The sequence below is a fragment of the Pseudomonas syringae group sp. J309-1 genome, assembly GCF_032582135.1.
In the GTDB taxonomy this organism is placed as follows: Bacteria; Pseudomonadota; Gammaproteobacteria; order Pseudomonadales; family Pseudomonadaceae; genus Aquipseudomonas; species Aquipseudomonas quasicaspiana.
Window position 1 is genome coordinate 14,872 of the sequence record NZ_JAWHNU010000019.1, and the last position, 26,967, is coordinate 41,838.

Consider the following 26,967-nt stretch of genomic DNA (forward strand, 5'->3'; position numbering starts at 1 on the left):
GGCGCTACACAAAAAAGATTTGCTTAACACACTGGGGTTCATTAGGAGTTTCACGATGGAAATGCTGAAGTTTGGTAAATTTGCTGCGCTGGCTCTGGCCATGGCTGTAGCTGTAGGTTGCTCTTCAAAAGGCGGCGACAACGCTGGCGAAGGCGCTGCTGTTGATCCTAACGCTGGTTACGGCGCAAACACTGGTGCCGTTGATGGCAGCCTGAGCGAAGAAGCTGCTCTGCGCGCAATCACCACTTTCTACTTCGAATACGACAGTTCGGACCTGAAGCCAGAAGCCATGCGCGCTCTGGACGTTCACGCCAAAGACCTGAAAGGCAATGGCGCTCGCGTCGTTCTGGAAGGCAACACCGACGAACGTGGTACTCGCGAGTACAACATGGCACTGGGCGAGCGTCGTGCGAAAGCCGTTCAACGCTACCTGGTTCTGCAAGGTGTTTCCCCAGCTCAGCTGGAACTGGTTTCCTACGGCGAAGAGCGTCCAGTTGCTACCGGCAACGACGAGCAGTCCTGGGCTCAAAACCGTCGCGTCGAACTGCGTAAGTAATTTGACATGCGAACGTGCCGACGTGCTGTAACAGTATTGGCCCTCACCCTTCCACTTGTTGCGTGGGGTGCGGTTCCTGTGGTCGATAACAATTCTGGCTCTGGCAGCAGCAGTTATCCGCCAGCTGGTTATGGCACGTCTGGCGCCTATGCCGGGGGAGGGGTTACGGCCCAGCCCTCGGCACAAGGTCAGCTGTTCATGCAGCTACAACAGATGCAGGACGAAATCGCGCGTTTGCGCGGTATGGTCGAGGTCCAGCAAAACGATATCCAGCGCATGAAACAAGAAGCGCTCGAGCGGTATCAGGATCTGGATTCACGCATAGGAGCAGGCGGCGCAGCCGCAGCGGCTTCCAATAATTCTCAACCGGCTGGCGGTGATATCAACGCCAGCGGGACACCTGCCGCACCGGCCGCGCAAGCGCCGTCGGCAGGTACTGAACCACCTGATCCTGCGAAGGAGAAGCTTTATTACGAAGCGGCCTTCGATTTGATCAAAGCCAAGGATTTCGACAAGGCCAGTCAGGCTTTCGGGGCTTTTCTTCGCAAATATCCGAACAGTTCGTACGCGGGCAATGCTCAGTACTGGCTGGGCGAAGTGAACCTGGCCAAAGGTGACCTTCAAGGCGCAGGTCAGGCGTTTGCCAAAGTCAGCCAGCTTTACCCGAAGCATGCCAAGGTGCCTGATTCGTTGTACAAGCTTGCTGATGTCGAGCGCCGCCTGGGTCATACCGACAAGGTCAAAGGCATTTTGCAGCAGGTTGTTGCTCAGTATCCGGGTACATCAGCCGCTCAGCTGGCACAGCGGGATCTTCAGCGCCTTTAAGGTTCTGACCCGTAATTCAAGAAAGCCGCGCTTGTCGCGGCTTTTTTCGTTAGAATTCGGCACCCGAATTTTCGGTACTTTTAAATACGCTTCTCTGGATTCTGCCATTGCAGGGTGCTTTGAAGTGCCTGACGGAGGCGGACGGCCTGTTTAGCTGTTACGCCCGTGGCCCATATGCAAGAAACGTTACGTATCACCGAAGTCTTTTACTCGTTGCAGGGTGAGACTCGCACCGCCGGCTTGCCCACTGTTTTTGTCCGTCTCACGGGCTGTCCGCTTCGATGCCAGTACTGCGACAGCGCCTATGCCTTCACTGGCGGCACCATTCAGACACTGGATGACATCCTCGGTCAGGTGGCTGATTATCGCCCGCGTTACGTCTGCGTGACTGGGGGTGAGCCGTTGGCTCAGCCCAATGCCATCCCGTTGCTCAAGCGTCTCTGTGATGCTGGTTATGAAGTATCTCTGGAAACCAGTGGTGCGCTGGATATTTCGGCTGTTGACCCTCGTGTCAGCCGAGTCGTGGACCTGAAAACACCAGGCTCCATGGAAGTAACTCGCAACCGTTACGAGAACATCGAGCTGTTGACGCCCAACGATCAGGTCAAGTTCGTGCTTTGCTCTCGTGAGGACTACGACTGGGCCGTCTCCAAGCTCATTCAGTACGGTCTGGAGCGTCGAGCGGGCGAAGTATTGTTCTCGCCCAGCCATCACCAACTGAATGCCCGCGACCTCGCAGACTGGATCGTCGCCGACAACCTGCCTGTACGCCTGCAAATGCAGCTGCATAAATTTCTCTGGAACGATGAGCCAGGGCGCTGAGATGAGTGAATCAAACATGACTGAAAAAACAGCGGTAATCCTCCTTTCTGGCGGCCTCGACTCGGCCACTGTCGTCGCGATGGCGCGTGAGCAGGGCTACGCCTGTTACACCATGAGTTTCGATTATGGTCAGCGTCATCGCGCTGAGCTCGATGCAGCGGCACGCGTCGCTCGCGATCTGGGCGTGATCGAGCACAAGGTCATCGGCCTGAATCTCAATGGCATTGGTGGCTCGGCGCTGACTGACGATTCCATCGCGGTTCCTGAAACCCCAGGCGAAGGCATTCCGGTGACTTATGTACCGGCACGCAACACTGTGTTTTTGTCTCTGGCGCTGGGCTGGGCAGAAGTGCTCGGTGCACGTGACATCTTTATCGGCGTCAACGCGGTGGATTACTCGGGTTACCCGGATTGCCGGCCTGAGTTTATCGAGTCGTTCGAGCGTATGGCCAATCTAGCTACCAAAGCGGGTGTGGAAGGGCAGGGCTTTACGATCCAGGCGCCCCTGCAGAATCTGAGCAAGGCCGACATCGTCAAGGCAGGCGTGCGTCTGGGGGTTGATTACGGTCTTACCGTTTCTTGCTATCAAGCCGACGATCAAGGCCGTGCATGCCGCAAATGCGACAGCTGTCGCTTGCGCGCAGAAGGCTTCGCAGCCGCCGGAATCAGTGACCCGACACGATATTTTTAAAATAATTGAAATTAGGTGTTGAATTACTCATATAAATCAGTAATATACGCGCCACGCAACAGAGGGTCGTTAGCTCAGTTGGTAGAGCAGTTGGCTTTTAACCAATTGGTCGTAGGTTCGAATCCCACACGACCCACCATTTTTTAGCAGTTTGAAAACCTGGAAGGCCCACGCAAGTGAGGATTTTCAGGTTTTTTTTTGCCCGTACGATCGGCCTGGCTGAAGGTCTAGCTTTTTCAAGGTGTTCAGTCGCTCATACAAGCAGCTGTCTACCGCGAAGCATGGCTTTGCTTCGGCGCAGCATCACCGAGCACAGCCACTGTACGTACAGAGCCTAGGGCAAGTCAGAGAGCACCTGCGCCACGGCAACAGTCAGATACCACTTCCAGAAAGCACGCCGCAATTCCGGGTCGCCATCGTCGGACAGGCTGCTCGCGAACCCCAACCCTCCCGCAAACGCCGATGCGACTAAATAATCAGACTCAAACGCTTCAGGATCCAGGTCTTGATCGCGTTGGTCGTCGCCAGCGTCGAATTGGACGTCAGCGACTGCCGTGACGATTGTGTTGGCAGCAGCGTGCCCGACGAACATTGCAGGGTACTCATCGGCTTCATACTCTTCATTCTCGACCACCGACACATAAAAATCGTCACGTACGGCAATTGCATCAGCGTGATCAAAAGCGCCACTGGCAGCCTGAAGTGCCGCTGTCAGAACGTGTTCGATGCGTTGAGCATCGCCAAACTTCTCGGTCCAGAATCCCATGCCGTGTTGCACGCAGGCGGTATTGAGCTTTGTCAGTATCAGCTTTTGGTCGTTGGGGTTCCTGTTTTCAGTGATCATCGCCCAGAGCCGAGTTCGCAGAGAGCGTGCTAGCTCACCCTTGGGCGAATTTTCAACTTCAGTCATGAGCTTTGTGATGAACGCTTCGTGTTCTTTTTTCATTTGAGCCTGATGGTCGGATGGGCAGTATTTTCGTATTGAACGATGCGCAAAGTTCTCGGACGCATGACCTAACGAAATACGTTGATCTCAGCATGGTTGATGTTGAAGTTTTTCAGAGTAGTCATCGCCGTCTCAGAAACGACTAATCCATTGCTTTCGGCCACGCCAAAGTCGTCGACTCCAGCGACCCCATTTACTTGTAACCAGTAAAAATCAGGTAAGGTTTTGTCTGGGTAAAGCTCCAGAAAGTTTTCTGATTTTGAAATGATGACGGACTCAAATGACACGCCTGAAAATTCGTCCGCCGATAAAGCCTCCGCCAAGGTGCAGGTACAGATAAAACACGGGAACGTCTCCAGTAACTCGTCACCCAGCCAGCCTTCAAATTGATACTCGAGTTGACTGACCTTTGGCGGCCAGATCCCGGTATCCATAACCGTCCGGTCTCCCAGGCTACCGGCAACTTCGGGCTCTACGTGGTAATAATTCATAAGTGTTTCTGCTCAATAGTTGGCTTTTTTCAGCACATACTCATCTTGATGCCTCTCTCGGGCAAGCATACCCAAATCTGTTCCAGCTCATGGCTCGATTGTCAGCTGAGCAATTCAGTAAGCTGTCCTGTGCCCTGGTCACTGCTGCGGATGGGTTTGCATGGCTACGTCGCTTGAGCCAATCGGGCAGGTGAGCGCGCAGCATCAGTAGGTCGGTCCATTACGGCGTACACAGGATGCACAATCTGCATTTTGTCTTTACAGTTGTTGAGGCGTGCTGCCTGGCTGAGATGCGGCATTGGGGGCATAGGACAGTCCGGTATCCGGTTCAGGAAGTCTACAAATACTGATATGAAATTATAATGATGAACATTGATGTGGAACTTGAAAGGATAGGAAGAAGTCGGTTTTTTTCCAACATGGGCGTTTTGCTCTCTGGAGAGGAGCGTATTATCTGTATCGAGAGCGTGCGCAAGGTATTTGTTGAACCCTCGGAGCTAGAATTTCAAGGGTGCTACGAGGAAGTTGAGTGGCTCCCCACCTCTCCCTCTCAAGATGATCCGTTTTATAAGCTACCCAAGCCGCCCAAAGAGTTGACTGGACTTAGAATGGAAATCAATAAGTCTGTGATGGCGGCCACAAGAAAAGTGGAGAAAGAGTTGTTCTTGTGTGGGTCACATGATTTTAGTGCCGCTGCTAGAAATGGAATTTGTTTTGCTTTTCGCCAGTATGTGTCTGAGCGTTATTACGGTCATGGCGATCATTGGAAGCAAATCGTAGAGATTTATTATAAAGGACATTGGCCCGTTGGGTTTGCGAAAAATAAATGGGTTGTCATCTAGAGGCTGAGGCTTATTCGTAGGTCGTTTCAAAATAACTCCAGGAAAAAATACAGGCCAAGGGCAAACATGAAGAGTTTTCTGATATTTAAAAAAGCATTATGGTGCGTCATGATACTCTCTGCCTTTTATCCACAGCTCTCTTCAGCGCTACCTACAGATGGAAATAAAGCCATCAACGCCCCGTGGACCACTCATTACTTTGGCAGATTTCAACTGGATATCCCAGCAGGGTCTGAAATTGCCGCCGATTACAAGCTCTACAACGAGAAGGTCGAGCTCATTAGCAGGAATGGAAAGTCCGACCTGAACTCGATCGTCGACCAAAAAATTGAAGAGCTAAAAAAGGGAGTTGCACACGGTACATCAAGCAGGTATGAAAAAACGATACCCTTAAGTAATGGCAGCGTTTTAATACTTTCGAGACTGGATAAGCTCTATACCTTTCATGCTTATCTTCTTACGTCCCAGAACGCCCTGTACAGCATGCTGGTGAAATCGATTTCTGCCAAAGGAATAGACGGCGCCATCAATAAAACCCGCCTGATAAGTGAATCCCTGTTTTCCAGACGTCCCCAAGACGCTCCACCCCAAGACGCTCCACCCCAAGGGGCTTTTGCTTTAGAAGAAGGGTATACCACCCTGGGGGCAGCTCAATCTCTGGAAGGTGTTTACATGGGCGCACAAGTATCAACGCACCCGGGCACGTTTGTCAGTCTACTCACTCAACGGATAGTTGAGCATGATGACACATTAATAAAGCGCTTCGAGGAAGAAAGCGGCGGCGTTGTTTCAGGCGTTGCCGGGTTATTGAATAAAACAAAAATACTCAGGAAAAAAACGCGCAGGGTGGGTGACATTGAAGCAGAGGAGGTTGCTGTTGTAACGTCAATCGATGGAAAGCGTTTTTACACGTTTCAACTCGAATACGAGGGCCAGCTGAAATCGAATACTCGTCCGTTTATAGATTTGAGATTAGGTACACATGAGGTCGGGAGTGACTTCAAAACCGATGAGGAGGCGCTAGCGTTTTGGGACAAACTGGTAGGTAGCTTGAAAGCACTGCCTTGATTTCGCATCGCGTAGTGCCTGCGCCATACACAGCGTTCATTACTTCAGCTTGACTGCCCGAGGAACCAAGGGGAAAGATATCCTTTTTTTTCGGCTCATCCTTGGGTCGAAATGCTATAGGGAAATTCCGTGATTGATTTAAGAAGCCCTGACGAAGTTCTCGAAGAATACGCTGAGCGCTATGATTCCCTGCTCCCCCTGCCTTCTCCACAGCTGATTCAGCGCATGGATTACATGTTGACGTCTGACGCCCCAAGGTTGCCCGTGGTGAAGCCCGAATGGATTGCCTCGCGCAAGTGCACCTTGACCGAAGCAGAGGCGCTGGATCGTGCAAAAGGCTGCTTGCTTGGACTGGCAATAGGCGACGCCGTGGGCACAACACTCGAATTTTTGCCTCGTGATCGTAGCCATGTGCATGACATGGTGGGTGGCGGTCCCTTCAGGCTTAATCCGGGAGAGTGGACCGATGACACCAGCATGGCGCTCTGCCTGGCAGACACTTATCTTGCGAAAGGCAGTTTCGACCTTATTGATTACGCGGACCGACTAGGCCGCTGGTATCTAAGCGGCGAAAACAGTCATAACGGCAAGTGTTTTGATATCGGCAATGTCACTCGAACTGCGATCGAAGAGAGGCTGAAAAATGGCGGCTTATGGCATGGAAATGACGCGCCATCCACCGCGGGTAACGGCTCGATAATTCGCCTGGCCCCCACTGCGATATTTCATCGACATACGCTCTCGGCTACGTGGCGTGACAGTGCGGCCCAAAGTTACTGTACGCATAGGGCGCTGGAGGCCGTCGCGTGTTGTCATCTGCTCGGCGCGCAGCTGCATCTGGCCCTCAATGGCGCAGACAAAGAAGAAACCCTGTCTCCCATGATTCGGCCCTTACGGCCAAGAGCCTTGATCATCAATGCAGGCGAATACAAAGAAAAAACCAGGGACCAGATACGTTCCTCAGGCTACGTCATCGATACACTGGAAGCAGCACTGTGGGCAGTGTGGAATACCGACAACTTCAAAGACGCTATTCTATTGGCCGCCAATCTGGCTGATGATGCCGACAGCGTAGCCGCCACTGCCGGACAAATTGCTGGCGCTCTGTATGGCGTGTCGGGTATGCCGGAGGAGTGGGTCAGGAACGTCGCATGGTCAGAGCATATTCAGGGTCTGGCTCAGCAACTGTTCGAGCGTGCGCCGCAGCATGATCCTTTGGAAGAGCCCATCCGCGATTGATATACCTCGTGTATGACCGACATCCGGTGGAAGTAGCTGTTACCAAAAACTCGTGGTTCGATGATGAAAAACCTCTTTATCAGGATGATGACTGCCTTTATGGGTAAGCGTAAAAGAAAGACACTTCCGAAGGATTTCGATCAGTTGCTGAAGGATGCTCCGCTTGCCGAGTTGATAGCAGTGTTCGATGTGTGCGAGCTCGAAGCCACCGGTGGCTACAGTAAAAACACCGCGCTTGGGTTTTATAATTGCCCCGATGATCTGGTCCGGTGGCTGGTGGAGCAGGGCGCAAACGTTGATGCCCGTGACCTGTATCAGCGAACGGCTTTGCACCACCGTAGTTCGAGCTGGATAGGAGGTGTCGATCTGCTGCTGGATCTGGGGGCTGATATCGAGGCTCAGGACTCTAAAGGCGATACACCGCTGCAGGTGGCAGTAGAGAGTCACAAGGCCGACTCAATCGCTGCTCTGATTCGTCGAGGCGCCAATACGGAGGTGAGAACCCGGCGACAGGGATACAGCATGTTGCACCTCGCACTGCTCACGACGTCCAATGGCGACATTCGGCCTACTGCCAAAATCGCTGAGATCCTGTTGGAAGCCGGTGCGCAAGTCGAGGACGCTATGCAATCCGAAGTTGAGCGTATCGGTCGTGAATTCGAATTTCACCGGGCTGACTTCAACCCTGATTACCTGGCGGAAACTGATGCAGCTCTTGCCTCTCTTTATCGCCTTTTCAATGTCACTCCAGTTGCCGCGCGTAACATCCATGACGGTCAGGCTGCGATAGTCGTGACAGCAGATGACTGGCCTGCCCAGCATCAGCAATTGTGGGAAATGCTGGTGCCATCCTCTGGAGCAGCAACGACGGTGCAAGGTGAAGCCATCCGCATCAGTGGTCGTATCTCGATTGAGATCAACGACAATGGCTCGGCGAACTGGGACGCCGATTTCAAAAAAATGCTGAACGCGCTTGTAGAGTATTTAGGCAGTGCCGTGCCGTTAAGTGAGCTGGAGCTGGCCGAAGCCCGCACGCTCGCTGCCGCACTTAAAAGCGGTAATGATACTGCCGGGCACACCGATCGCCTCTGTGAACTGGCCGTATGCTGGGTCATTGCCAACCCGCTGCCAGAGCTGTTGAGCACGACTTCCTATGGCCGATAAACTCAGGCGTTGCCCTGGTAAAGCCCGGATCAGTTCATGATGAGGACAGAACCCAAAGGGCATCTTCCTTGTCTGAGCGACCATGAGGGTCGCGCGATCATCAGACCTTTTTTGAAACCTTATGACGCGCGATTTGTTACATTGGGCGTACTGTCCCTCCAGGACCCTCGCGTGACCTGTCGTTTTCGGGGGCGATCCAGAGAAGATTTTGATGTTGGATGTCGTGAAATGAATGTTAGTCCGGATGTACGTGACTGGGATGAATGTCGAGATATTCGTCAAGGCACGGTTTTTATTGTTGCGTCAGGTCCGTCTGCCAAGGATTTTCACCTTGAGGACTTCGCACACATACCGATGATCACCATGAACGGTGCTATCTCCAAATTCATCGATGCCGGAGTCAGACCGTTTTTTTACGCATGCACTGATAAGGATTTCGCCTGCCAGCAACCCGCATTATTTTCTCAGGCAATGGCGCTTAGTGAGCGGGTTGCGCTTTGGGAGGAAACCCTTGAGGGGCATTCCATAGTGCCAGAGGGGAAAGCGTTTCTTTTGCGTAAAGCGCCCAAGCTCTCATGGGCTGAGTTGGTGGGGGCGGAAGATGAACTGGTGCGAAGCGGAAGCTTGCTGAGCCACCGCCGCAAGCGTCGGATCGGGTTCAGTAAAAACCTCAAGCGAGGTTTTTTCGATGCGCGCACTGTCGCATACCTGGCTCTGCAAATTGCCTACCATTGCGGTTTCAAGACTGCGGTGATGGTAGGGGTTGACCTGAATCAGTCAGCCCGGCGTTTTTATGAAACGGCAGGCTGCAAGCGCTCTCCTTGTGGGTTGGATCAGCATTTTCATACGAGGATTTTGCCGTCGTTCTCGGTGGTTTCCGAGAAGGTCATCGGCGAACGCTTTCAAGTGTTCAACCTCTCGGACGTCTCGAGAATCCCTGCTGATGTCATACCGAAAGTAGATCTGAATGAGCTTGATCGGCTTATCGACATTTAGCTATGGAAGCATTCTCGCAGAGCGCTTCGATAGAAATCGAAAGCGTCAATTGCACCCTGGATAGCCTGGGCTTTCTGCGACTCATCCAGTTTCAGCCCGTCAAGTAACGTCACAAACTCGCGCCAGTGCAGGGCGCGACCATCGGGGTGGGCAGCAAGGTGACGTGCGCCATGTTCGGCGCCGAAGCCCATCTGCTGGGTTTCCTTGAAGAGGAATGCCGCCCCCAGGTTTGACCCCTCAGCGCAATACAGCCAGCCCAGCGCTGCATGGATCGAGTGTGGTTTGACTGACGTGGGCGCTATCGGTGTTGGCAGACCTATATCTTTCATGTCCGCACGAACGGCATCAAAACGCGGCAGCTCACGCAGGCCGGGCAGTAACTGGTTCAGCTCGGCATCGTGATACAGCCCATGAATTGCGCCGTGAAAGCGGTGCTGAAGGCGCAGGAAACAACCGTAGCGCTGATTGTCCGCGAACGGGCGGGACTGCATGACCAGCGTGTCGACGCTGTCGTGGTCGCGGGCGCTCCCCGCTTTTAGGCGTTTACTGAGCGGAAGATCTGGCGTTATGGGTGAATCTGCGAGCATTGATGAAAGTCCTTTGGGAGCCGCGACACGTTACCAGATGCCGGGGTTTGCTGCCGCTCAGGCGCGCATGTCAGTGAATAATGAACTTGGTGAAGTCGCATGCGTTGCGCGTGATACCCAGAATGTCGGCCATGAACCGGTCATCTTCAGTACTGCGGTGCATGGCTTTGTAAGAAATCTGCGGCAACGCTGGCGTGACATCCAGGCGCTGTAACTGTTTGCGATCCAGCACGTGACCCAGACAGTGTAGCGGCAGGCATGCAGTTGCCAGCCCGGACACTGCCAGGCCGATCTGCGCCAGCAGGTTATTACAGGTAATGGACTTGACGATGTCGATGCCTTTCATCTTGAACCACTGCCCATAGGCCATTCCCATGCCAGACAGCGCGCCCTGAATGATCAGCGTGCGCGACGCCAGTTCTTCCAGCGTCATACTCGTCTGTTCACCCGCCAGCGCCGGTGTACACATCCAGGCGTTTTCCACCGAGTCGAGAATCTCAGCGGAGAAGCGATTGTCCTGAAAGATGTCCGGAACAATGATCAGATCGATGGAGTTGCTCGCCAGGCGCTCGTAAAGCACCGGGCTCAGGTCCACTTCCGGAATGATCTCCACCAGCGGATAAGCGCTGCGAATGCCATTGACCAGATCCGGCAACCAGGTCAGCGCGGTCAGCTCTGTAACTCCCAGACGCAGCTTGCGTTGCAGGTTCTCCGGGCTCTCCAGTCGCTGCAGCATCGCGTCCCGCTGATTCAAAAGACTTGAAGCCAGAGCCACCAGTTCTTCACCCATGGGCGTGAGTTGCGCACTGCGTCGTGAACGGTCAAACAGCGGTTGCCCGTAGCGCGTTTCCAGATCCTGAATGCGCTTGGAAATGGCTGACTGCGTGGTGTTCAGGTGATCGGCTGCCGAGTCGAAGCTACCCAGCCGGGCGACCCAGAAAATCGCTTCAATCTGCTTGATGGTAATCATCTTCAAGTCCTGATTCTTTCCTCGAAAGATGCCTTTAAGCGATGAATAAAGCCAACTAAAAATCGCTTTTTGTTCGTTTTGGCAATCAGTAGTCTTCAGAGCAACCGAGCCTAAACCCACAGGTCACTCACAATGTCGTACCCGCTTTCGAACAAATTGAACCGTTTCGCATCGTCTGCCAGTGTTGCCGCGAAAGCGCGGGTCATGGAGCTGGAGGCTGCTGGCAAGAAGATTCTCGACTTCTGCGTAGGCGAGCCGGATTTCGTGACCCCGACCTCGATTATTGAAGCGGCGCGTACTGCGGCTCTGGCAGGGCAGACTCGCTACACCGCGACCACCGGCACCAAGCAACTGAAGACCGCCGTGCAGCGCAAGTTCAAGCGAGACAACGGTCTGGATTACTCACTGGCCGAGATCGTCGTGGGTTCGGGGGCCAAGCAACTCATCTACACCGCGTTCACTTGCACTGTGGATGATGGTGATGAGGTGATCATCCCCGCGCCTTACTGGGTCAGTTATCCGGACATCGTCAAGCTCAATGGTGGTGTGCCGGTCATCCTCGAATGCTCGGACTCTCAGGGTTTCAAGCTCAAGCCTGAACAGCTTGAAGCCGCGATCACGCCTAAGACCAAATGGCTGGTGCTCAACTCGCCGAACAATCCTAGCGGTGCGATTTACAGCGAAGCCGAAATGCAGGCCATCGCCGATGTGCTGGTGCGTCATCCTCACGTTTGGCTGATGACCGACGAAATTTACGAGTATTTCAATTACGCCGGTGCCACGTTGCCCGCACCGGCTGTGCAGGCCCCGGAACTCAAGGAACGCACCCTGGTGATCAACGGTGTTTCCAAGGCCTACGCCATGACTGGCTGGCGTATTGGTTATGCGGGTGGTCCGCTGCTGCTGATCAAAGCGATGGACAAGCTGATGTCGCAAAGCATCGGTGGCGCATCGGCGGTGAGTCAGGCTGCCGCAGTGGCAGCGCTGGAAGAGGGTGGTAGTTTCGTGGAGGAGGCGGCGCGCGTGTTTGGTGAACGTCGCAATCTGATCATCGAATTGTTGAATGACGTGCCGGGCCTCAAGTGCCTGGACATTGAAGGGGCGTTTTATGCGTACCCTAACTGCGGTGGCCTGATTGGCAAGCGCACGCCGGACGGTGTGGTGCTGCACTCGGATCTGGACGTACGCAACTATTTGCTCGAAAGCGCCAACGTGGCGGTTCTGGATGGCGCAGCTTATGGGCTTTCACCTTATTTGCGTCTGTCGTTCGCCACGTCCACCGAGATCATTACCGAAGGTTGCCGGCGGGTGAAGGAGGCATGCCAGGAATTGAGTTGAGGAAAGTCTTGAGCAAAAACTGTTTTCTAAAAAACTAAAAAAAGATCCGCTTTTATTTCTGCCCTCATTCTTGAAGAGATACCGATCATGATGAAAAAGGTTTTGCTTACTTTGATGGGGTTGATGGCAGCAACCACGGTAATGGCTGACGGCCTGCAGGACGTCAAGGACCGCGGAACACTGCGCTGCGCGACATTGACTGACAGCGTGCCCCTGGGCTACCAGGACCCGACCACCCGGGAAATCGTCGGGCTGGATGTTGACCTTTGCAAGGCGCTCGCCAAGCACTTGGGTGTCAAGGCGGAGCTGCAAGGTGTTGCCGTCAGTGCGCGGATTCCAACGCTGATTTCCGGTCGCGCCGACGTGGTGGCCGCTGCTCTGGGTTACACCAAGGAGCGTGCCGAGCAGATCGATTTTTCTTCGGCTTACTATCAGGTGCCGATCAAGGTGCTGGTCAAAGGCGACAGCGGTATCAAGACCTTCGCCGACCTGGCCGACAAGCGCGTCAGTGCTATCAAGAGTTCCACGCCTGAACTGTATGCACGCCAGCAGATCACCGACGCTAAAGTCGTAGGTTTTGAAGACGCACCTTCAGCGTTTCTTGCTCTGCAACAAGGCAAGGTGCAAGGCATGGCCATGACCGAGCCTGCGTCGATTCGCTTTCATACCCGCAGCCAGAACATGCGCTTTCTTGATCAGGCGCTGCACTTCGAGCCCAACTGCGTAGGTGTCAAAAAAGGCGAAACTGCACTGACCAACGCTATCAATCAGGCATTGGTGGACATGGAAGCCAGCGGCGAGCTGCAAGCACTGTGGGATCACTGGTACGGCGATCAGACTGAATACAAGCTGGTACGTGAGAAGAAACTCACCGCGCTATCTGATTTCCAGTGATTGAAAGCGGGCCGCTTCACGCGGCCCGATCGAGGTGCATGTGTCAATTTTCAATGGCTTCGGTTCCCTGCTTCAGGGGGACTACCTGCAAGCGTTTCTGGGCGGTGCGGGGGTAACGCTGCAGTTGTTCTTCATTTCGGCGGTGCTGGCATTCGTGCTGGCTTGCCTGTTGATGGGCATCCGGCTGATCCCCGGGCGGGTCGGCGATTTCGTGGTGGCAGTCTTCGTTGAATACCACCGCAACGTGCCTAGCCTCGTGCAGTTGTTCGTGTGGTACTTCGGCATCCCGCAACTGCTGCCGATGGCCGCTCAGGACTGGATCAACGGCCACGGCGGCGAAGTGATCTTCGCCATCATCGCTCTGACCCTGAACAGCGCCGCTTATGTTTCCGAAGACCTGCGCAGCGGCTTCCGTTCGTTGCCCAACGGCCAGACCGAAGCGGCCCGTGCACTGGGGATCAATTACGTGCAGACCCTGCGCAAGGTTCTGATTCCCCAGGCCATGCGCGCGTCGGCTCCGTCGTTGGTCAACCAGGCGCTTTCGCTGTTCAAGACCACCGCACTGGCCATGGCCATCGGTACCGCAGAAATGATGTACATCACGCGGCAAATCGAAGGCGAAACCTACATGACCTTCCAGACCTTTGCCGTGGCAAGTCTGTTCTACCTGATCGGCTCCTGGACGATCATGATTCTGGGTGCCGTCTGGCAGCGACGCATCGATCTGCGGATGGCGAGGTAACCATGCTCGAGATTCTTCACGATTACGGGATTCTGCTGCTGGTCGGCCAGTATCCACAGGGTCCGCTGGGAGGTCTGGCGCTGACCATCATCATCGCGTTGCTCGCGCTGATTATTTCGTTCCCGCTGGCAGTCATGATGGGCCTGGCGCGTACGTCATCCATTGCACCGATTCGCAACGTGGCCATGGGTTACACCTATGTCGTGCGGGCGATCCCGCTGCTGCTGCTGATCTTCTGGTGCTATTTCGCGGTGCCGCTGATTACCGGCATCAACATCTCCGGCTTCGTCACCATGCTGGTGGCACTGGTGGTGTACGAGGGGGCTTATCTGGGTGAAGTGGTAAGGGCCGGGATCAACGCGGTGCCCAAAGGCCAGGTTGAAGCCGCCCGTGCGATTGGCATGAGCTACGGCCAGTGCATGCGCAAGATCGTGTTGCCGCAGGCACTGTTCAACATGCTGCCGAGCATCCTCAACCAATTCATCATGATCACCAAAAACACCTCACTGGCCTATCTGATTGGTACGCAGGAAGTCACCTTCGCTGCCTATCAGATCAACAACCAGCTATTGACCCAGCCGTTCGAGGTCTATGCGCTGCTGGCCGGTTTCTACTTTGTGTTGTGCTTCTCGCTGAGTCGTCTCGCCAAGTGGCTGGAAGACACCATCAACCGTAAGCGACTGGGTTCTGCCCGCGCCCAAGATGACAGCGTCGAAGAAAATCCAGTTCTGGTGGGGCAACCGAAATGATCGAATTCAAGAACGTGAACAAGTGGTACGGCGAATATCGCGCACTGAGCGATATCACCGAGCAAGTATCGGCCGGTGAGGTGGTTGTCGTGTGTGGGCCGTCGGGGTCGGGTAAATCCACCTTGATTCGTACGGTGAACCGCCTGGAAGAGATTCAGGACGGCAGCATTCTGATTTCCGGCGAGGACGTTCATGCCTCGAAAAAGAACCTCAATGCCTTGCGCAGCCGGGTGGGTTTCGTCTTCCAGAGCTTCAATCTGTTCCCGCACATGAGCGTGCTGGATAACGTGATGATCGGGCCCATCACGGTGCTTAATCGCAACAAGACCGATGCCGCGAAAACTGCTCGTGACCTGCTGGCCAAGGTCGGGTTGGCGCACAAGGCCGACGCGATGCCGCTGCAGTTGTCCGGTGGTCAACAGCAACGGGTGGCGATTGCACGGGCCTTGGCCATGGAGCCGCCGGTGATGTTGTTCGATGAGCCGACCAGCGCGCTCGATCCGGAAATGGTCGGTGAGGTTCTGCAGGTCATGAAAGACCTCGCGTCCGAAGGGATGACCATGATTTGCGTGACCCATGAAATGGGCTTTGCCCGGGAAGTGGCTGACCGGATCTGGTTCATGGACGCAGGGCAGGTACTGGAACGCGCTGCGCCGGAAGATTTCTTTACGGCGCCGAAACACCCGCGTGCGGCCAAGTTCATCTCTGACATTCGAGCCCACTGATGAAACCGTCAGCATCGCCGCACCTGCCGGTTCGCAAGGACTGGCTGGCGCGGGTGGATGAGCCTGCGATCGATCCGCAGTTGGCGATTGTCGATGCACATCACCATCTGTGGGATCGCCCGGAAAACCATTACCTGCTGGATGACTATCTCGACGACATCGATAGCGGTCATCGGATCGTGGCGTCGGTGTATGTGCAATGCCGCTCGATGTTCAACATGGATCGGCCCGAGGCATTCCAGTGTGTGGGCGAGGTGGAGTTCGCCAACGGTATCGCGGCGCTCAGTGCCAGTGGGCTTTACGGCCCGGCGCGGATTTGCGGCGCGATTGTGGCCGGTGCGGATTTGCGTATGGGGCAGGCTGTGGTGCCGGTACTGGAAGAGATGCTTGAGCGGGCCGGGCCAAGGTTGCAGGGCATTCGCAATGTAACGGCCTGGCACGCCGATCCGCAGGTGGTCTCCAATCCCAAACCGCCAACGTCGGGCATCCTCATGGACACCCATTTCCGCAAGGGCGTGAGCTGCCTCAAAGACTACGAACTGACGCTGGATGTCTGGAGTTATCACACCCAGCTTGAAGAGGTGCTGGATCTGGCCAGGTCGTTCCCGAACCAGATGATCGTGCTGAATCACGTGGGCGGACCTGTTGGCGTCGGACCTTATGCTGGCCGCCGGGATGAGGTTTTCGCCGAGTGGTCGCGGCTGATTTGCCAGTTGGCTTATTGCCCGAATGTGCGGATCAAGCTGGGTGGGTTGGGCATGAACGTCGGTGGCTTCGATCTGCACGCTCGCGAGTTGCCTCCTGATTCGGACACGCTCGCCGCATTGTGGCGGCCGTACATCCTGCATTGTATTGATGCTTTCGGTTTCGAGCGTTGCATGTTTGAAAGCAACTTTCCGGTTGATAAGGGGATGTATTCCTATGGCGTCATGTGGAATGCCTTCAAGAAGATAACGGCCAACTTCACGGCTGAAGAGAAGCGCTTTCTGTTTAGTCGGACCGCCGCGTGTACCTATAACTTGATGATTGCTGATTAGTGCCTGCGGCACGTTAATAGCCAAGGCTGTTATTTAGAGTTTTAGTCTGTCCGGTCTTCGGGGCGCGGTGTCGTTCGCCTTGAAGAAAGCTTCATGCCGTTTTCTGTTGTTTGATTTTGAATGTTTATTTAACTCATGACAGGGCAGGGCAGTTGGTTTTGCTCAGTCAATTATTGCGAGGCTGCATCATGTCCAGTGGTTTCAGAGTATTAAAGCGTGCCCGTCAGGTCAGTGCTGAACAAGTCGAAGGTTATCGTCAGGTGCCCGTGGCCAACGTCAGTGATTCAATGAACCGCATGACCGCCGGGGGCGTGACTTTGCGGCCCATGCACCGTTCGGGTGTGCTCGCCGGTCCTGCGTTGACGGTTAAATCCCGCCCCGGCGATAACCTGATGGTGCATTACGCCCTGGACATCGCTCAGCCGGGCGATGTGATTGTGGTGGATGCCGGCGGTGATCTGACCAATGCAATTATCGGCGAATTGATGGTCGCTTACGCCATCAAGAAGCGCTTGGGCGGTATTGTCATCAATGGCGCCATCCGTGATGCGGCGAGTATTGCTGCAGGCGACTTCCCGGTATTTGCCGCAGGTATTACTCACCGTGGTCCTTATAAAGATGGTCCCGGGGAGATCAATGTTTCGATTGCAATCAACGGTATGGTGATCGAACCGGGCGACATGATTGTCGGCGACGATGACGGCCTGTTAAGCATTCCGTTTGATGAAGTTGACAGTGTTCTAAACAAAGCCAGCGCCAAACATGCGGCTGAAACTCAGCAACTTCTGGATATTGCTGAAGGCAACAGCGATCGGAGTTGGGTTATCAATAGCCTGAAACAGAAAGGCTGCGTATTGCCGGAATAAGCGTTGCGCAACCATGGTCAATTGACGGGAAATGACCCGCTATCAAAGGTGGCTGAAACAGATGGTAAATCCGTAGGAGGCTGGCTAAAATCCGCGCGCCTTCTGCGGCTTGAGCCAATCGGACGTGACCGATTGGCCTCAGGACCGAACCACGACCCTGGGTCGACATAATTTATAAAGCTGGAAGGCCCGTGAAGATGAGGACGTCCAGCTTTTTTTGTGTCTGCTTTTCGGGGGTAAACTCGCCTTGTGCGCTATCAGAGCGCTTGCAGGTCCAGCGAACATGACGCAAATTTCCGAACGCCTGTTGGTCCAGGCCCATCTCGATGCCAAACAGCCCAAAGAGCTGAGCATTGAAGAGCAGGCTCACTACCGTGCTGCGATTGCGGCCGAGCTCAAGGCCCAGGACGCTGTGCTGGTGGCGCATTACTACTGCGATCCGGTCATTCAGGCTTTGGCGGAAGAAACCGGCGGCTGCGTATCCGATTCGCTGGAAATGGCCCGGTTCAGCAATAACCATTCAGCGAAGACCGTGCTTGTCGCTGGCGTGCGGTTCATGGGCGAGACTGCCAAGATCCTCAACCCTGAAAAACGCGTGCTGATGCCGACGCTTGAGGCGACCTGTTCGCTGGATCTGGGCTGCCCGGTGGATGAGTTCACGGCGTTCTGTGATCAGCATCCGGAGCGTACGGTGGTGGTTTACGCCAATACCTCGGCAGCGGTCAAAGCCCGTGCGGACTGGGTGGTGACGTCCGGTTGCGCGCTTGAAGTCGTCGAAAGCCTGATGGACAACGGCGAGAAAATCATCTGGGCTCCGGACAAGCATCTGGGGCGTTACATCCAGCGCGAGACCGGTGCTGACATGCTGCTCTGGGACGGCGCTTGCATCGTTCACGAAGAGTTCAAGTCCAAGCAGCTCGAAGACATGAAGGCGCTGTATCCGGAGGCGGCGATTCTGGTTCACCCATAATCGCCCGAGTCAGTGATTGATCTGGCTGACGCCGTGGGTTCCACCAGCCAGATGATCAAGGCCGCACAGACGCTGCCGAACAAGATGTTCATCGTGGCCACTGATCGGGGCATATTTTACAAGATGCAGCAGCTGTGCCCGGACAAGATCTTCATCGAAGCGCCGACTGCCGGTAACGGCGCTGCCTGCCGCAGTTGCGCGCACTGCCCGTGGATGGCGATGAATACTCTTGAGCGTACCTTGCAGTGCTTGCGAGAGGGGAGCAACGAGATCTTCGTCGATCCTGCCGTGATTCCCCATGCGGTCAGGCCGTTGCAGCGTATGCTGGACTTCACCCAGGCCGCGCGGATGAGGCAGGCGGGGAATGCTTGATAGCTGATAGCACCTATCCCCTGTAGGAGCCAACTTGTTGGCGAGGCATTGGGCCTGTTTAATCAGATATATCGCCTCGCCAACAAGTTGGCTCCTACAGGGGATAGGTGTTACATCATGTCCTTGACCATCCGCTCCTGATCCGCCAATTCCTTCTGCCGCGCATCAATGCGTGAAGCCAGCTGGAAGTTGTTGTTCGCCCGACGTTTGGCGAAGTCCAGCTGCTGGATGGCCTGCCTGAAATCACCCACCAGCGCGAAGTACTCGGCACGAGCCTGATGCAGGCCGATGGTGTTGCCATTCAAACCGCGGGTTTCGGCGACCAGATACCAGATGTCCGGATCATCAGGACGACTCTTCAGCAGCCCGTTCAGGGACTTTTCCGCTTCGGCGGTACGATTCTGTTTGAGCAGCACATCAACTCGCACCTGATTCAACGGATAGTTCTCGGGGTACTGAGTCAGCATCCGCTCAACCCGCTGTTGCGCGTCGTTCAGTCGGTTGTTAGTGATGTCCAGATCGATCTGCGTCAGGTTGTAAGTGATGTCGTTCGGCGACTTGTCGAGCAACGGCTTGAGGGTTTCCCGGGCTTCATTGAGTTGCCCGCCTTTGATCAGCGCGATAGCGAGACCGTAGCGTGCAGGTTCGGATTTAGGATTCTCGGTCAGCTGCGCGCGGAAACGCTTGGCCGCGATGCCTGGAGTTTCTTCGTAGATCAACGCTACACGAGCGCGCATCAACTGATAGCGCACGCTGTCTTCCTTGCCCCCCGGCTTGGCTTGCTCGGCGCGGTTACGGGTATCCGCGATCCGCGATTCTGTTACCGGGTGAGTCAGGAGAAATTCGGGTGGCTTGGCATCGAAGCGATACTGACGCATCAAACGTTCAAACATGGTCGGCATGTTGCGCGGGTCGTACCCGGCTTTTTCCAGATTGAGAATGCCGATCCGGTCAGCTTCCTGTTCATTCTGACGCGAGAAGCGCCGCTGTTCCTGGATAGCCGCAGCCTGTGAACCTGCGATGGCGGCAATGCCCGCATCCCCGGCCCCGGCAGCCGCCATGACGATACCTGCCAGCATCGCTGCCAACACAGGCACCTGCATGCGCTGTTGGGCTTCAACACCCCGGGCAAAGTGGCGTTGCGACAAGTGAGCCAGTTCGTGGGCCAGTACTGAAGCGTATTCGCCCTCAGTTTGAGCATTGAGGAACAACCCGCCGTTGACGCCGATAATCCCGCCGGGTGCGGCAAAGGCGTTGAGTTGCGGGCTGTTGATCAGAATGAACTCAAGGCGTCGGTCCTGCACCTGACTGGTTTCCGCCAGGCTATAGACCGAGGTCTCGACGAAGTCCTTGAGTTGCGGGTCCGAAAGTTGCGCGACCTGGGCTCGCAGCAGTCCAAGCCAGGCACGGCCCAGTTGGTGTTCCTGCTCCGGCGAAACAATCGCGGAACTGGCATCGCCAAGGGATGGCAAGTCATCGGCATGCGCAGGAACAGACAGCAGGCATGCGAGCGTCAACAGGGTGGGGCGCAGAAAATTCATCCATGGAGCTCTGAGTTGGAGAACCTCTACTGTAGCTGTCTCCATGGCCTGATGACCAGAGTGCGGTATTCTTCCGGGCTGTAAGACGTATCTGAAAAAACATTTTGCCTTCGCATGGCAATTTGATGTGCCTGCCTGGAGAGAAACGATGTCTGACGCTGTAACGCGCCCCGAAAGCTGTGATGCCGAAGTCGACGCCAGTGGCCTTAATTGCCCGCTGCCGCTGCTCAAGGCCAAGCTTGAGCTCAACCGCCTTTCCCGAGGTGACGTGCTCAAGGTCATCGCTACTGACGCTGGATCCCAGCGTGACTTCCGTTCCTTTGCCAGGCTTGCTGGCCATGAATTGCTTCATGAGGAAGCTGACGCGGGGATCTACACCTATTGGCTGCGCAAGGCGTAACCCACCGGGGCTCATCCGCTTTCACAAGGATTCTTGATGTTCAACGTGCTTCGCAACTGGGTACAACGCTACTTCTCCGATGAAGAGGCCGTGGTACTGGCAGTGTTGCTGTTTCTGGCATTCACCATTGTTCTGACGCTGGGCGGCATGCTGGCGCCGGTGCTCGCCGGGATGGTGCTGGCGTTCCTGATGCAAGGGCTGGTGAGCCTGCTTGAGCGTTTTCGCGTTCCGGAGTCCGGTGCTGTTGGTCTGGTCTTTATGCTGTTCATGGGCGCGCTACTGGTGTTTTTGCTCGTTCTGGTGCCGCTGCTCTGGCATCAACTGATCACGTTATTCAACGAGCTGCCGGGCATGCTTGCAAAGTGGCAGTCGTTATTGCTGCTGTTGCCCGAGCGCTACCCGCATCTGGTCTCCGACGAACAAGTGCTGCATGCCATTGAAGTCGCGCGGGGCGAGATCGGCAAGTTCGGTCAGTGGGCGCTGACGTTCTCGTTGTCGAGCCTGCCGCTGCTGGCGAATATCATGATCTATCTGGTGCTGGTGCCGATCCTGGTGTTCTTCTTTCTCAAGGACCGGCGTCTCATCGGTCGTTGGGTGGTCAGCTACCTGCCAAGGGAGCGCGCTTTGATGACCCGAGTCGCCGAGGAGATGAATCGGCAGATCGCCAACTACATCCGTGGCAAAGTCATCGAGATATTTATCTGTGGCGGAGTGACCTACATCGGTTTTGTGGCGCTGGGCCTCAACTATGCGGCCTTGTTGGCGATGCTGGTGGGTATTTCCGTAGTGGTGCCTTACGTCGGCGCGGTCGTGGTAACCGTTCCGGTGGCGCTGATCGCCTTGTTTCAGTGGGGCTGGAGTGACCAGTTCATCTATCTGATGGTGGTCTATGGCGTGATTCAGGCGCTGGATGGCAACGTGCTGGTGCCGCTGCTGTTCTCGGAGGCGGTCAACCTGCACCCGGTCGCAATCATCTGCGCGGTCCTGTTGTTTGGCGGGTTGTGGGGCTTCTGGGGGATTTTCTTCGCGATTCCGCTGGCGACGCTGTTCAAGGCCGTGCTGGATGCGTGGCCAAGGCAGGAGCCGACCGTGGCACCGCTTTTGTAAGTGTCCAGCCTTATCGTCGGAATGCCGCCCAGGCCAAGCCTCGCTCCCACATGAGATTGCGTCCATATGTGGGAGCGAGGCTTGCCCGTGATGGGGGCGACGCCAATTCAGAGTCGATCAGGCTTTATTCAACGCCTGAGCCTTCTCCAGCACGGCTTCCACATGCCCCGGCACTTTCACACCGCGCCATTCGTGGCGCAGCACGCCATCCTTGTCGATCAAAAAGGTGCTGCGATCCACGCCAAGGTATTCCTTGCCGTATAGCTTCTTGAGCTTGATCACATCGAACAGTTGGCAAAGGGCTTCGTCCTTGTCCGAAATCAGCTCGAACGGGAACGATTGCTTGGCCTTGAAGTTCTCGTGGGACTTCAGGCTGTCTCGCGACACGCCAAATACCAGCGTGTTGGCCGCCTGAAACTGCTCGTGCTGATCGCGAAAGTTCTGACCCTGAGTGGTACAGCCCGGTGTGCTGTCCTTCGGATAGAAGTAAATCACGACCTGCTTGCCCTTCAGTTCGGCCAGGCTCACTGCCTGCCCGCTGGTGGCTTGCACCTGAAAATCACTAACCGGTTGATCTACTGCTACAGCCATGGGATTTCCTTACATAGGAGCTTGCGGACGCCACGGTTCAATCAGTGCATCGAGGTTCAGTGCGTCGGCGAAATCCAGGAACTGATCGCGCAGCCAACTGATCTGGATGCCCGCAGGCAAGGTCACGGTGAAGGTTGCGTTAAGCATCGTGCCACCAGTCTGCGGTGCCAGATAGGTATCGCAGATCAGGTTTTCCAGTTCCACATTGTGATCCATGAAGAACTGGCACAGCTCATTGATGATGTCCGGGCGATACGCCGAGCTGACGTAAGCCACGTAAGGCAGCGCCTCTGGACGGCTTTCCAGCGTGGCACTGCGCACCACACTGGTAGTGAAGTCATGTTTCTTGGACAGGCCGGGCAGGCCGGTTTCCAGGCGGGCCAGGGCATCCCAGCTACCGGAGACCTGCAGAATCAACGCACTGTATTCGCCGTGACGGGTCAGGCGTGAGCTGACAACCGAGCAACGACTTTCGTGACTGGCACGGCACAGGACGTTGGTCAGCTCCATTGGGTTTGCGCCAAGGGCACTGATGACAAGGAATTGTTCGCGAACTGTGGGGGTGGACGACATGCAGCATTCCTAGATGATGAGCGGTCGGTACATTTATTGGCTTGCAGGACCGAATCGACGATCAACAGCGCCAGACACCCGCCGCAGCTTCTGGCGGAGTGCGTCTGCCTGATTACCAAAGGCATGCTGCAACAGCGCTGGAGCAGGGGTTCTGACGATAAAATCGACCGATTGAAGGAGGCGCGCAGATGACCAGTACCGATCAAAGAACGAAGGGTAGCGAAAACCATCGCTCAGGGGAATGCTCACAGCGTGGTACTTCGCTTGTACTAGGCTGATAGCGCCAGTACCATTACCGCTCTCTTTTTCCGGCAGGAGCGGTTTGCATGATTGCGGGCAGTATGGTGGCACTGGTCACACCCATGGATGCACAGGGACGTCTGGACTGGGACAGCCTGAGCAAACTGGTGGACTTCCACCTGCAAGAAGGCACCAACGCCATTGTTGCCGTTGGCACCACAGGTGAATCGGCCACGCTCGATGTGAACGAACACATCGAAGTGATCCGTCGTGTGGTCGACCAGGTTGCAGGTCGTATTCCTGTCATCGCAGGTACCGGCGCAAACTCCACGCGTGAAGCGATCGAGTTGACCAACAACGCCAAGCGCGCTGGCGCCGATGCGTGCCTGCTGGTCACGCCGTATTACAACAAGCCGACCCAGGAAGGGCTGTATCAGCACTTCAAGGCTATCGCCGAAGCGGTCGATATCCCGCAGATTCTTTACAACGTGCCAGGCCGAACAGCCTGCGACATGCTGCCTGAAACCGTCGTGCGCCTGTCCACGGTGCCGAATATCATCGGTATTAAAGAAGCTACGGGCGACCTGCAGCGTGCCAAGGCCATTCTGGCCGGTGTCAGCAGCGACTTCCTGGTGTATTCCGGTGATGACCCTACGGCGGTCGAACTGATTCTGCTGGGCGGCAAGGGCAATATTTCCGTAACGGCCAACGTTGCACCGCGCGCCATGAGCGAGCTGTGTGCCGCCGCCATGCGCGGGGATGCCGAGACTGCGCGGGCCATCAATGAAAAACTGATGCCGCTCAACAAGACCCTGTTTATCGAATCCAACCCTATCCCCGTGAAATGGGCCCTGAACGAAATGGGTTTGATGCCGGACGGTATCCGTCTGCCGCTCACCTGGCTGAGTCAGGCCTGTCACGAACCGCTGCGTCAGGCCCTGCGCCAGTCCGGCGTTCTGGTTTAATTGAGGAAGCATTACGCAATGAAGCGATTGGCCGGACTTTCCGCACTTGCCTTGATTATCTCCAGCACCAGCGGTTGCGGTTGGCTCTGGGGTGAAGATGGTTACTTCCGTGACCGTGGCAGCGATTACCTCGAAGCACAGCAAACTGCACCGATGCAGATTCCGCCGGGTGTCTCCGAGACCAAGCGTCTCGATCCTCTGTTGCCGATCCCGCGCAACGTGGCGGACGACACTGCTAAAGGCGAATTCGTAGTTCCTCGCCCGCAACCGCTGTCGACCGTAGCTGACTCCAGCGACTTCAGCCTGCAGAAGAGTGGCAACAACAGCTGGGTGCTCGCTCAGCGTGCGCCTGCCGAAGTCTGGCCCGTCGCGCATCAATATTTCGAGGATAACGGTTTCCGTATCGCCGAAGATCGCCCGCAGACCGGTGAGTTCAGCACTACCTGGCAGCGTCTGGACGAGCTGTCCGCTGCCGTTGCCAAGCGCCTGAGCGCGAGTGGCACGGCCTCTGATGCTGAAACTCGCGTGCGAGTGCGTATCGAGCCAGGCGTGCAGCGCAACACCAGTGAAATCTACGTGGTGAGCGCCGAGCGCCCAGCGGGTAGCACCGCTGATGTCCCGTTCACTGATCGCGCTACCAACGTGGCACTCGATGCCGCACTGACCGATGACATGCTGGCCAGCCTGAGCCGCAGCTCTGCCCAGGGCGGTTCCGTATCGCTGCTGGCAGCGCGTGACTACGACACCCCAAGTCGTGTCGCCTTGAGCGAAGACGGTAGCGGCAACCCGGTTCTGAACGTCGGTTCGGATCTGGATCGCGCATGGTCCAGCGTAGGTCGAGCCCTGAATCAGGGTGAATGGCGCGTTGAAGACATCAACCGCAGCCTGGGTCTGTACTACATCAACCTGGCAGAGCGGGCTGATACGCCTGAGAACAAGCCTGGTTTCTTCGGCCGCCTGTTCGGCAGCAAGGAAACCAAGGAAGAGATCGATGCCCGTGCCGAGCGTTATCAAGTGCGCTTGAGCAAGGTGGGTGACAACGTTCAGGTTACCGTCGAGAAGAACATCAACACCGTCGCGCCGGCAGATGTTGCCCGTCGCGTACTGGGTGTCATTCAAGACAACCTGGGTTAAGTGCGTTTCGCAGTATTAGGCAGCGGCAGCCAAGGGAATGGCACGCTGGTAGCCAGCGGCAATACCCATGTGTTGGTGGATTGTGGTTTCTCCCTGCGGGAAACCGAACGAAGACTGGCGCGGCTAGGGCTTAGCGCGCATCAGTTGAGCGCGATTCTGGTGACCCACGAACATGCCGATCACGTGCATGGCGTGGGTTTGCTGTCTCGGCGCTACAATCTTCCGGTGTACATGAGTAGCGGCACGGCGAGAGGGTTGCGCAAGCCTGTTGAAGTCGCCGGGTATCTGGCAGGCGGCCAGGATTTGCAACTGGGGGCGTTGAACATCCATGTGGTGTCCGTCGCTCACGATGCCCTTGAACCGACGCAGTTCGTCTTCACCGACGGCACGCGTCGCTTCGGCCTGCTGACAGATCTGGGGTCGTACTGCCCGACGGTGCTGCAAAGCTACCACGGCCTGGACGCCTTGATGATCGAGTCCAACCACTGCCGGGACATGCTTGCTCGCGGTCACTACCCATACTTCCTGAAGCAGCGGGTCGGTGGCAGCGAAGGACATTTGAACAACCATCAGGCCGCAAGCCTGGTGAACGAGCTGGGCTGGCAAGACCTGCAACATCTGGTACTGGCCCACCTCAGCAGCAAGAACAACCTGCCGCATCTGGCCCGGCAATGTTTCGTCGACACCCTCGGGTGCGATCCGGACTGGTTACAATTGGCCGATCAAGATTCAGGGCTCGACTGGCGACATATCGCCTAGCCCAACTACTTAGCAAGCGGAGCCCATCATGGAAAAACGTGAAGAACTCTACCGCGGCAAAGCCAAATCGGTTTACAAGACCGACGACGCTGACCGCTTGATCCTGCTGTTCCGTAACGACACGTCGGCGTTCGACGGCAAGCGCATCGAACAGCTGGACCGTAAAGGCATGGTGAACAACAAGTTCAACGCCTTCATCATGCAGAAGCTCGAAGCTGCAGGCATTCCTACCCAGTTCGACAAACTGCTGGCCGACAACGAAGTCCTGGTCAAAAAGCTCGACATGATCCCGGTGGAATGCGTCGTGCGTAACTACGCCGCCGGCAGCCTGGTCAAGCGCCTCGGCGTCGAAGAGGGCCTCAAGCTCAACCCATACACCTTCGAGCTGTTCTTGAAGGACGACGCCAAAGGCGACCCGTTTATCAACGAATCCCACGTCGTGGCATTCGGTTGGGGCACCGCCGAGCAACTGGTTCGCATGAAAGAACTGTCGCTCAAGGTCAACGAAGTCCTGAGCAAACTGTTCGATGACGCTGGTCTGCTGTTGGTCGACTTCAAACTCGAATTCGGTGTTTTCAGCGACGGCTCCATCGTCCTGGGCGACGAATTCAGCCCGGACGGCTGCCGCCTGTGGGACAAGGACACCAAGAAGAAGATGGACAAAGACCGCTTCCGCCAGGGCCTCGGTGACGTTATCGAAGCCTACGAAGAAGTCGCCAACCGTCTGGGCGTACCGCTCTAAGACGGAAAAAGTAACGCAAGCGCTT

The 26,967-nt window shown here is 55.8% G+C and carries 29 protein-coding genes, 1 tRNA gene and 1 pseudogene; 24 read left to right on the plus strand and 7 right to left on the minus strand.

Features of this window, described 5'->3' with window-relative positions; translation table 11 throughout:
- Window positions 1–55: 55 nt before the first annotated feature.
- The 5 genes from pal to RX972_RS12730 all read left to right on the plus strand — a co-directional run bounded on the left by pal (window position 56) and on the right by RX972_RS12730 (window position 3,033).
- Window positions 56–556: a peptidoglycan-associated lipoprotein Pal gene (pal, locus tag RX972_RS12710; protein ID WP_027899119.1), complete on the plus strand. Its 501-nt coding sequence runs from the start codon at window positions 56–58 to the stop codon at window positions 554–556.
- Window positions 557–562: 6 nt separating this feature from the next.
- Window positions 563–1,381: a tol-pal system protein YbgF gene (gene ybgF, locus RX972_RS12715; protein WP_122396454.1), complete on the plus strand. Its 819-nt coding sequence runs from the start codon at window positions 563–565 to the stop codon at window positions 1,379–1,381.
- Between the two features lie 174 nt (window positions 1,382–1,555).
- The gene (gene queE / locus RX972_RS12720; RefSeq protein ID WP_027899121.1) at window positions 1,556–2,203 is read left to right on the plus strand and encodes a 7-carboxy-7-deazaguanine synthase QueE; all 648 of its coding nucleotides are present in this window, start codon (window positions 1,556–1,558) and stop codon (window positions 2,201–2,203) included.
- A gap of 16 nt (window positions 2,204–2,219) precedes the next feature.
- Window positions 2,220–2,894: a 7-cyano-7-deazaguanine synthase QueC gene (gene queC, locus RX972_RS12725; protein WP_263270993.1), complete on the plus strand. Its 675-nt coding sequence runs from the start codon at window positions 2,220–2,222 to the stop codon at window positions 2,892–2,894.
- A gap of 63 nt (window positions 2,895–2,957) precedes the next feature.
- A tRNA-Lys gene (locus RX972_RS12730) sits at window positions 2,958–3,033 on the plus strand.
- 195 nt (window positions 3,034–3,228) lie between these two features.
- Here the strand turns inward: RX972_RS12730 and RX972_RS12735 are convergent.
- Window positions 3,229–3,840 (minus strand): Imm5 family immunity protein, encoded by a 612-nt coding sequence (locus RX972_RS12735; RefSeq protein WP_316875803.1) that lies wholly within the window; start codon window positions 3,838–3,840, stop codon window positions 3,229–3,231.
- Between the two features lie 68 nt (window positions 3,841–3,908).
- Window positions 3,909–4,331 carry a hypothetical protein gene (locus RX972_RS12740; RefSeq protein WP_231675585.1) on the minus strand — a complete coding sequence of 141 codons (423 nt, stop codon included), beginning with the start codon at window positions 4,329–4,331 and terminating at the stop codon, window positions 3,909–3,911.
- 362 nt (window positions 4,332–4,693) lie between these two features.
- Between RX972_RS12740 and RX972_RS12745 the strand changes: the two genes are divergently transcribed.
- From RX972_RS12745 to RX972_RS12765, 5 genes are all read left to right on the plus strand, one after another.
- Window positions 4,694–5,173: a hypothetical protein gene (locus RX972_RS12745; RefSeq protein ID WP_257153433.1), complete on the plus strand. Its 480-nt coding sequence runs from the start codon at window positions 4,694–4,696 to the stop codon at window positions 5,171–5,173.
- 66 nt (window positions 5,174–5,239) lie between these two features.
- Complete coding sequence (locus RX972_RS12750; RefSeq protein ID WP_316875807.1) at window positions 5,240–6,241, plus strand: T6SS immunity protein Tli4 family protein; 1,002 nt, start codon at window positions 5,240–5,242, stop codon at window positions 6,239–6,241.
- Between the two features lie 129 nt (window positions 6,242–6,370).
- Window positions 6,371–7,480: an ADP-ribosylarginine hydrolase Tri1 gene (gene tri1, locus RX972_RS12755; protein ID WP_316875809.1), complete on the plus strand. Its 1,110-nt coding sequence runs from the start codon at window positions 6,371–6,373 to the stop codon at window positions 7,478–7,480.
- Between the two features lie 60 nt (window positions 7,481–7,540).
- Window positions 7,541–8,644: an ankyrin repeat domain-containing protein gene (locus RX972_RS12760; protein ID WP_316875811.1), complete on the plus strand. Its 1,104-nt coding sequence runs from the start codon at window positions 7,541–7,543 to the stop codon at window positions 8,642–8,644.
- Between the two features lie 228 nt (window positions 8,645–8,872).
- A complete protein-coding gene (locus tag RX972_RS12765) occupies window positions 8,873–9,640 on the plus strand; it encodes a lipopolysaccharide biosynthesis protein (protein ID WP_316875813.1) in 768 nt (255 codons plus the stop codon).
- Here RX972_RS12765 and RX972_RS12770 read toward each other — a convergent pair.
- Both RX972_RS12770 and RX972_RS12775 read right to left on the minus strand, forming a co-directional pair.
- Window positions 9,637–10,227, minus strand: coding sequence for a biliverdin-producing heme oxygenase (locus tag RX972_RS12770; protein ID WP_316875815.1), 591 nt, complete (start codon window positions 10,225–10,227; stop codon window positions 9,637–9,639). The two genes, RX972_RS12765 and RX972_RS12770, sit on opposite strands and share 4 nt — an antisense overlap.
- A 70-nt stretch (window positions 10,228–10,297) precedes the next feature.
- Complete coding sequence (locus RX972_RS12775) at window positions 10,298–11,197, minus strand: LysR family transcriptional regulator (protein ID WP_122707721.1); 900 nt, start codon at window positions 11,195–11,197, stop codon at window positions 10,298–10,300.
- A 132-nt stretch (window positions 11,198–11,329) separates the two neighbouring features.
- Between RX972_RS12775 and RX972_RS12780 the strand changes: the two genes are divergently transcribed.
- The 8 genes and pseudogenes from RX972_RS12780 to nadA all read left to right on the plus strand — a co-directional run bounded on the left by RX972_RS12780 (window position 11,330) and on the right by nadA (window position 18,890).
- Window positions 11,330–12,535, plus strand: a complete 1,206-nt coding sequence (locus RX972_RS12780; RefSeq protein WP_316875817.1) for an aminotransferase class I/II-fold pyridoxal phosphate-dependent enzyme — start codon at window positions 11,330–11,332, stop codon at window positions 12,533–12,535.
- An 87-nt stretch (window positions 12,536–12,622) separates the two neighbouring features.
- Window positions 12,623–13,429 (plus strand): ABC transporter substrate-binding protein, encoded by an 807-nt coding sequence (locus RX972_RS12785; protein ID WP_206361721.1) that lies wholly within the window; start codon window positions 12,623–12,625, stop codon window positions 13,427–13,429.
- 40 nt (window positions 13,430–13,469) lie between these two features.
- Window positions 13,470–14,171 carry an amino acid ABC transporter permease gene (locus tag RX972_RS12790; RefSeq protein ID WP_206361720.1) on the plus strand — a complete coding sequence of 234 codons (702 nt, stop codon included), beginning with the start codon at window positions 13,470–13,472 and terminating at the stop codon, window positions 14,169–14,171.
- Between the two features lie 2 nt (window positions 14,172–14,173).
- Window positions 14,174–14,920 (plus strand): amino acid ABC transporter permease, encoded by a 747-nt coding sequence (locus RX972_RS12795; protein ID WP_316875821.1) that lies wholly within the window; start codon window positions 14,174–14,176, stop codon window positions 14,918–14,920.
- Window positions 14,917–15,645, plus strand: a complete 729-nt coding sequence (locus RX972_RS12800; protein ID WP_099269081.1) for an amino acid ABC transporter ATP-binding protein — start codon at window positions 14,917–14,919, stop codon at window positions 15,643–15,645. Before RX972_RS12795 ends, RX972_RS12800 begins: the two co-directional genes overlap by 4 nt.
- Window positions 15,645–16,682: an amidohydrolase family protein gene (locus RX972_RS12805; protein WP_316875825.1), complete on the plus strand. Its 1,038-nt coding sequence runs from the start codon at window positions 15,645–15,647 to the stop codon at window positions 16,680–16,682. The genes RX972_RS12800 and RX972_RS12805 overlap by 1 nt, the downstream gene beginning before the upstream one ends.
- 188 nt (window positions 16,683–16,870) lie before the next feature.
- Entirely contained in the window at window positions 16,871–17,548 is a 678-nt protein-coding gene (locus RX972_RS12810) for an RraA family protein (protein ID WP_316875827.1), read from the plus strand.
- A gap of 283 nt (window positions 17,549–17,831) precedes the next feature.
- Window positions 17,832–18,890, plus strand: a pseudogene (nadA, locus tag RX972_RS12815) (quinolinate synthase NadA).
- Between the two features lie 110 nt (window positions 18,891–19,000).
- Here nadA and RX972_RS12820 read toward each other — a convergent pair.
- Window positions 19,001–20,431: a M48 family metalloprotease gene (locus RX972_RS12820; protein WP_316875830.1), complete on the minus strand. Its 1,431-nt coding sequence runs from the start codon at window positions 20,429–20,431 to the stop codon at window positions 19,001–19,003.
- A 148-nt stretch (window positions 20,432–20,579) separates the two neighbouring features.
- Here RX972_RS12820 and RX972_RS12825 point away from each other — a divergent pair, with 148 nt between their 5' ends.
- Window positions 20,580–20,831, plus strand: coding sequence for a sulfurtransferase TusA family protein (locus RX972_RS12825; protein WP_122807912.1), 252 nt, complete (start codon window positions 20,580–20,582; stop codon window positions 20,829–20,831).
- Window positions 20,832–20,867: 36 nt separating this feature from the next.
- Window positions 20,868–21,938: an AI-2E family transporter gene (locus RX972_RS12830; protein WP_027899147.1), complete on the plus strand. Its 1,071-nt coding sequence runs from the start codon at window positions 20,868–20,870 to the stop codon at window positions 21,936–21,938.
- A 117-nt stretch (window positions 21,939–22,055) separates the two neighbouring features.
- On the opposite strand, the gene RX972_RS12835 is transcribed toward RX972_RS12830, so the two are convergent.
- On the minus strand, window positions 22,056–22,529 hold the full coding sequence (locus tag RX972_RS12835) for a peroxiredoxin (RefSeq protein WP_231675577.1): 474 nt from the start codon (window positions 22,527–22,529) through the stop codon (window positions 22,056–22,058).
- Between the two features lie 9 nt (window positions 22,530–22,538).
- Window positions 22,539–23,102: a glycine cleavage system protein R gene (locus RX972_RS12840; protein WP_027899149.1), complete on the minus strand. Its 564-nt coding sequence runs from the start codon at window positions 23,100–23,102 to the stop codon at window positions 22,539–22,541.
- Between the two features lie 326 nt (window positions 23,103–23,428).
- On the opposite strand from RX972_RS12840, the gene dapA reads away from it, so the two are divergent.
- Genes dapA through purC form a run of 4 tightly spaced genes read left to right on the plus strand, consistent with a single transcriptional unit; the run spans window position 23,429 to window position 26,942 of the window.
- Window positions 23,429–24,307 (plus strand): 4-hydroxy-tetrahydrodipicolinate synthase, encoded by an 879-nt coding sequence (gene dapA / locus RX972_RS12845; RefSeq protein ID WP_122397127.1) that lies wholly within the window; start codon window positions 23,429–23,431, stop codon window positions 24,305–24,307.
- An 18-nt stretch (window positions 24,308–24,325) separates the two neighbouring features.
- Complete coding sequence (gene bamC, locus RX972_RS12850; RefSeq protein ID WP_027899151.1) at window positions 24,326–25,441, plus strand: outer membrane protein assembly factor BamC; 1,116 nt, start codon at window positions 24,326–24,328, stop codon at window positions 25,439–25,441.
- Window positions 25,442–26,200, plus strand: a complete 759-nt coding sequence (locus tag RX972_RS12855; protein ID WP_027899152.1) for an MBL fold metallo-hydrolase — start codon at window positions 25,442–25,444, stop codon at window positions 26,198–26,200. It abuts the gene before it with no gap.
- Between the two features lie 28 nt (window positions 26,201–26,228).
- Window positions 26,229–26,942 carry a phosphoribosylaminoimidazolesuccinocarboxamide synthase gene (gene purC, locus RX972_RS12860; protein ID WP_077571533.1) on the plus strand — a complete coding sequence of 238 codons (714 nt, stop codon included), beginning with the start codon at window positions 26,229–26,231 and terminating at the stop codon, window positions 26,940–26,942.
- Window positions 26,943–26,967 lie beyond the last annotated feature (25 nt).

Bases quoted from the DNA above. Each gene is read 5' to 3' on its own strand.
- pal (WP_027899119.1), top strand. From the start codon at position 56: ATGGAAATGCTGAAGTTTGGTAAATTTGCTGCGCTGGCTCTGGCCATG.
- ybgF (WP_122396454.1), top strand. From the start codon at position 563: ATGCGAACGTGCCGACGTGCTGTAACAGTATTGGCCCTCACCCTTCCA.
- queE (WP_027899121.1), top strand. From the start codon at position 1,556: ATGCAAGAAACGTTACGTATCACCGAAGTCTTTTACTCGTTGCAGGGT.
- queC (WP_263270993.1), top strand. From the start codon at position 2,220: ATGACTGAAAAAACAGCGGTAATCCTCCTTTCTGGCGGCCTCGACTCG.
- RX972_RS12735 (WP_316875803.1), bottom strand. From the start codon at position 3,840: ATGAAAAAAGAACACGAAGCGTTCATCACAAAGCTCATGACTGAAGTT.
- RX972_RS12740 (WP_231675585.1), bottom strand. From the start codon at position 4,331: ATGAATTATTACCACGTAGAGCCCGAAGTTGCCGGTAGCCTGGGAGAC.
- RX972_RS12745 (WP_257153433.1), top strand. From the start codon at position 4,694: ATGATGAACATTGATGTGGAACTTGAAAGGATAGGAAGAAGTCGGTTT.
- RX972_RS12750 (WP_316875807.1), top strand. From the start codon at position 5,240: ATGAAGAGTTTTCTGATATTTAAAAAAGCATTATGGTGCGTCATGATA.
- RX972_RS12760 (WP_316875811.1), top strand. From the start codon at position 7,541: ATGATGAAAAACCTCTTTATCAGGATGATGACTGCCTTTATGGGTAAG.
- RX972_RS12765 (WP_316875813.1), top strand. From the start codon at position 8,873: ATGAATGTTAGTCCGGATGTACGTGACTGGGATGAATGTCGAGATATT.
- RX972_RS12770 (WP_316875815.1), bottom strand. From the start codon at position 10,227: ATGCTCGCAGATTCACCCATAACGCCAGATCTTCCGCTCAGTAAACGC.
- RX972_RS12775 (WP_122707721.1), bottom strand. From the start codon at position 11,197: ATGATTACCATCAAGCAGATTGAAGCGATTTTCTGGGTCGCCCGGCTG.
- RX972_RS12780 (WP_316875817.1), top strand. From the start codon at position 11,330: ATGTCGTACCCGCTTTCGAACAAATTGAACCGTTTCGCATCGTCTGCC.
- RX972_RS12785 (WP_206361721.1), top strand. From the start codon at position 12,623: ATGATGAAAAAGGTTTTGCTTACTTTGATGGGGTTGATGGCAGCAACC.
- RX972_RS12795 (WP_316875821.1), top strand. From the start codon at position 14,174: ATGCTCGAGATTCTTCACGATTACGGGATTCTGCTGCTGGTCGGCCAG.
- RX972_RS12800 (WP_099269081.1), top strand. From the start codon at position 14,917: ATGATCGAATTCAAGAACGTGAACAAGTGGTACGGCGAATATCGCGCA.
- RX972_RS12805 (WP_316875825.1), top strand. From the start codon at position 15,645: ATGAAACCGTCAGCATCGCCGCACCTGCCGGTTCGCAAGGACTGGCTG.
- RX972_RS12810 (WP_316875827.1), top strand. From the start codon at position 16,871: ATGTCCAGTGGTTTCAGAGTATTAAAGCGTGCCCGTCAGGTCAGTGCT.
- RX972_RS12820 (WP_316875830.1), bottom strand. From the start codon at position 20,431: ATGAATTTTCTGCGCCCCACCCTGTTGACGCTCGCATGCCTGCTGTCT.
- RX972_RS12825 (WP_122807912.1), top strand. From the start codon at position 20,580: ATGTCTGACGCTGTAACGCGCCCCGAAAGCTGTGATGCCGAAGTCGAC.
- RX972_RS12830 (WP_027899147.1), top strand. From the start codon at position 20,868: ATGTTCAACGTGCTTCGCAACTGGGTACAACGCTACTTCTCCGATGAA.
- RX972_RS12835 (WP_231675577.1), bottom strand. From the start codon at position 22,529: ATGGCTGTAGCAGTAGATCAACCGGTTAGTGATTTTCAGGTGCAAGCC.
- RX972_RS12840 (WP_027899149.1), bottom strand. From the start codon at position 23,102: ATGTCGTCCACCCCCACAGTTCGCGAACAATTCCTTGTCATCAGTGCC.
- dapA (WP_122397127.1), top strand. From the start codon at position 23,429: ATGATTGCGGGCAGTATGGTGGCACTGGTCACACCCATGGATGCACAG.
- bamC (WP_027899151.1), top strand. From the start codon at position 24,326: ATGAAGCGATTGGCCGGACTTTCCGCACTTGCCTTGATTATCTCCAGC.
- purC (WP_077571533.1), top strand. From the start codon at position 26,229: ATGGAAAAACGTGAAGAACTCTACCGCGGCAAAGCCAAATCGGTTTAC.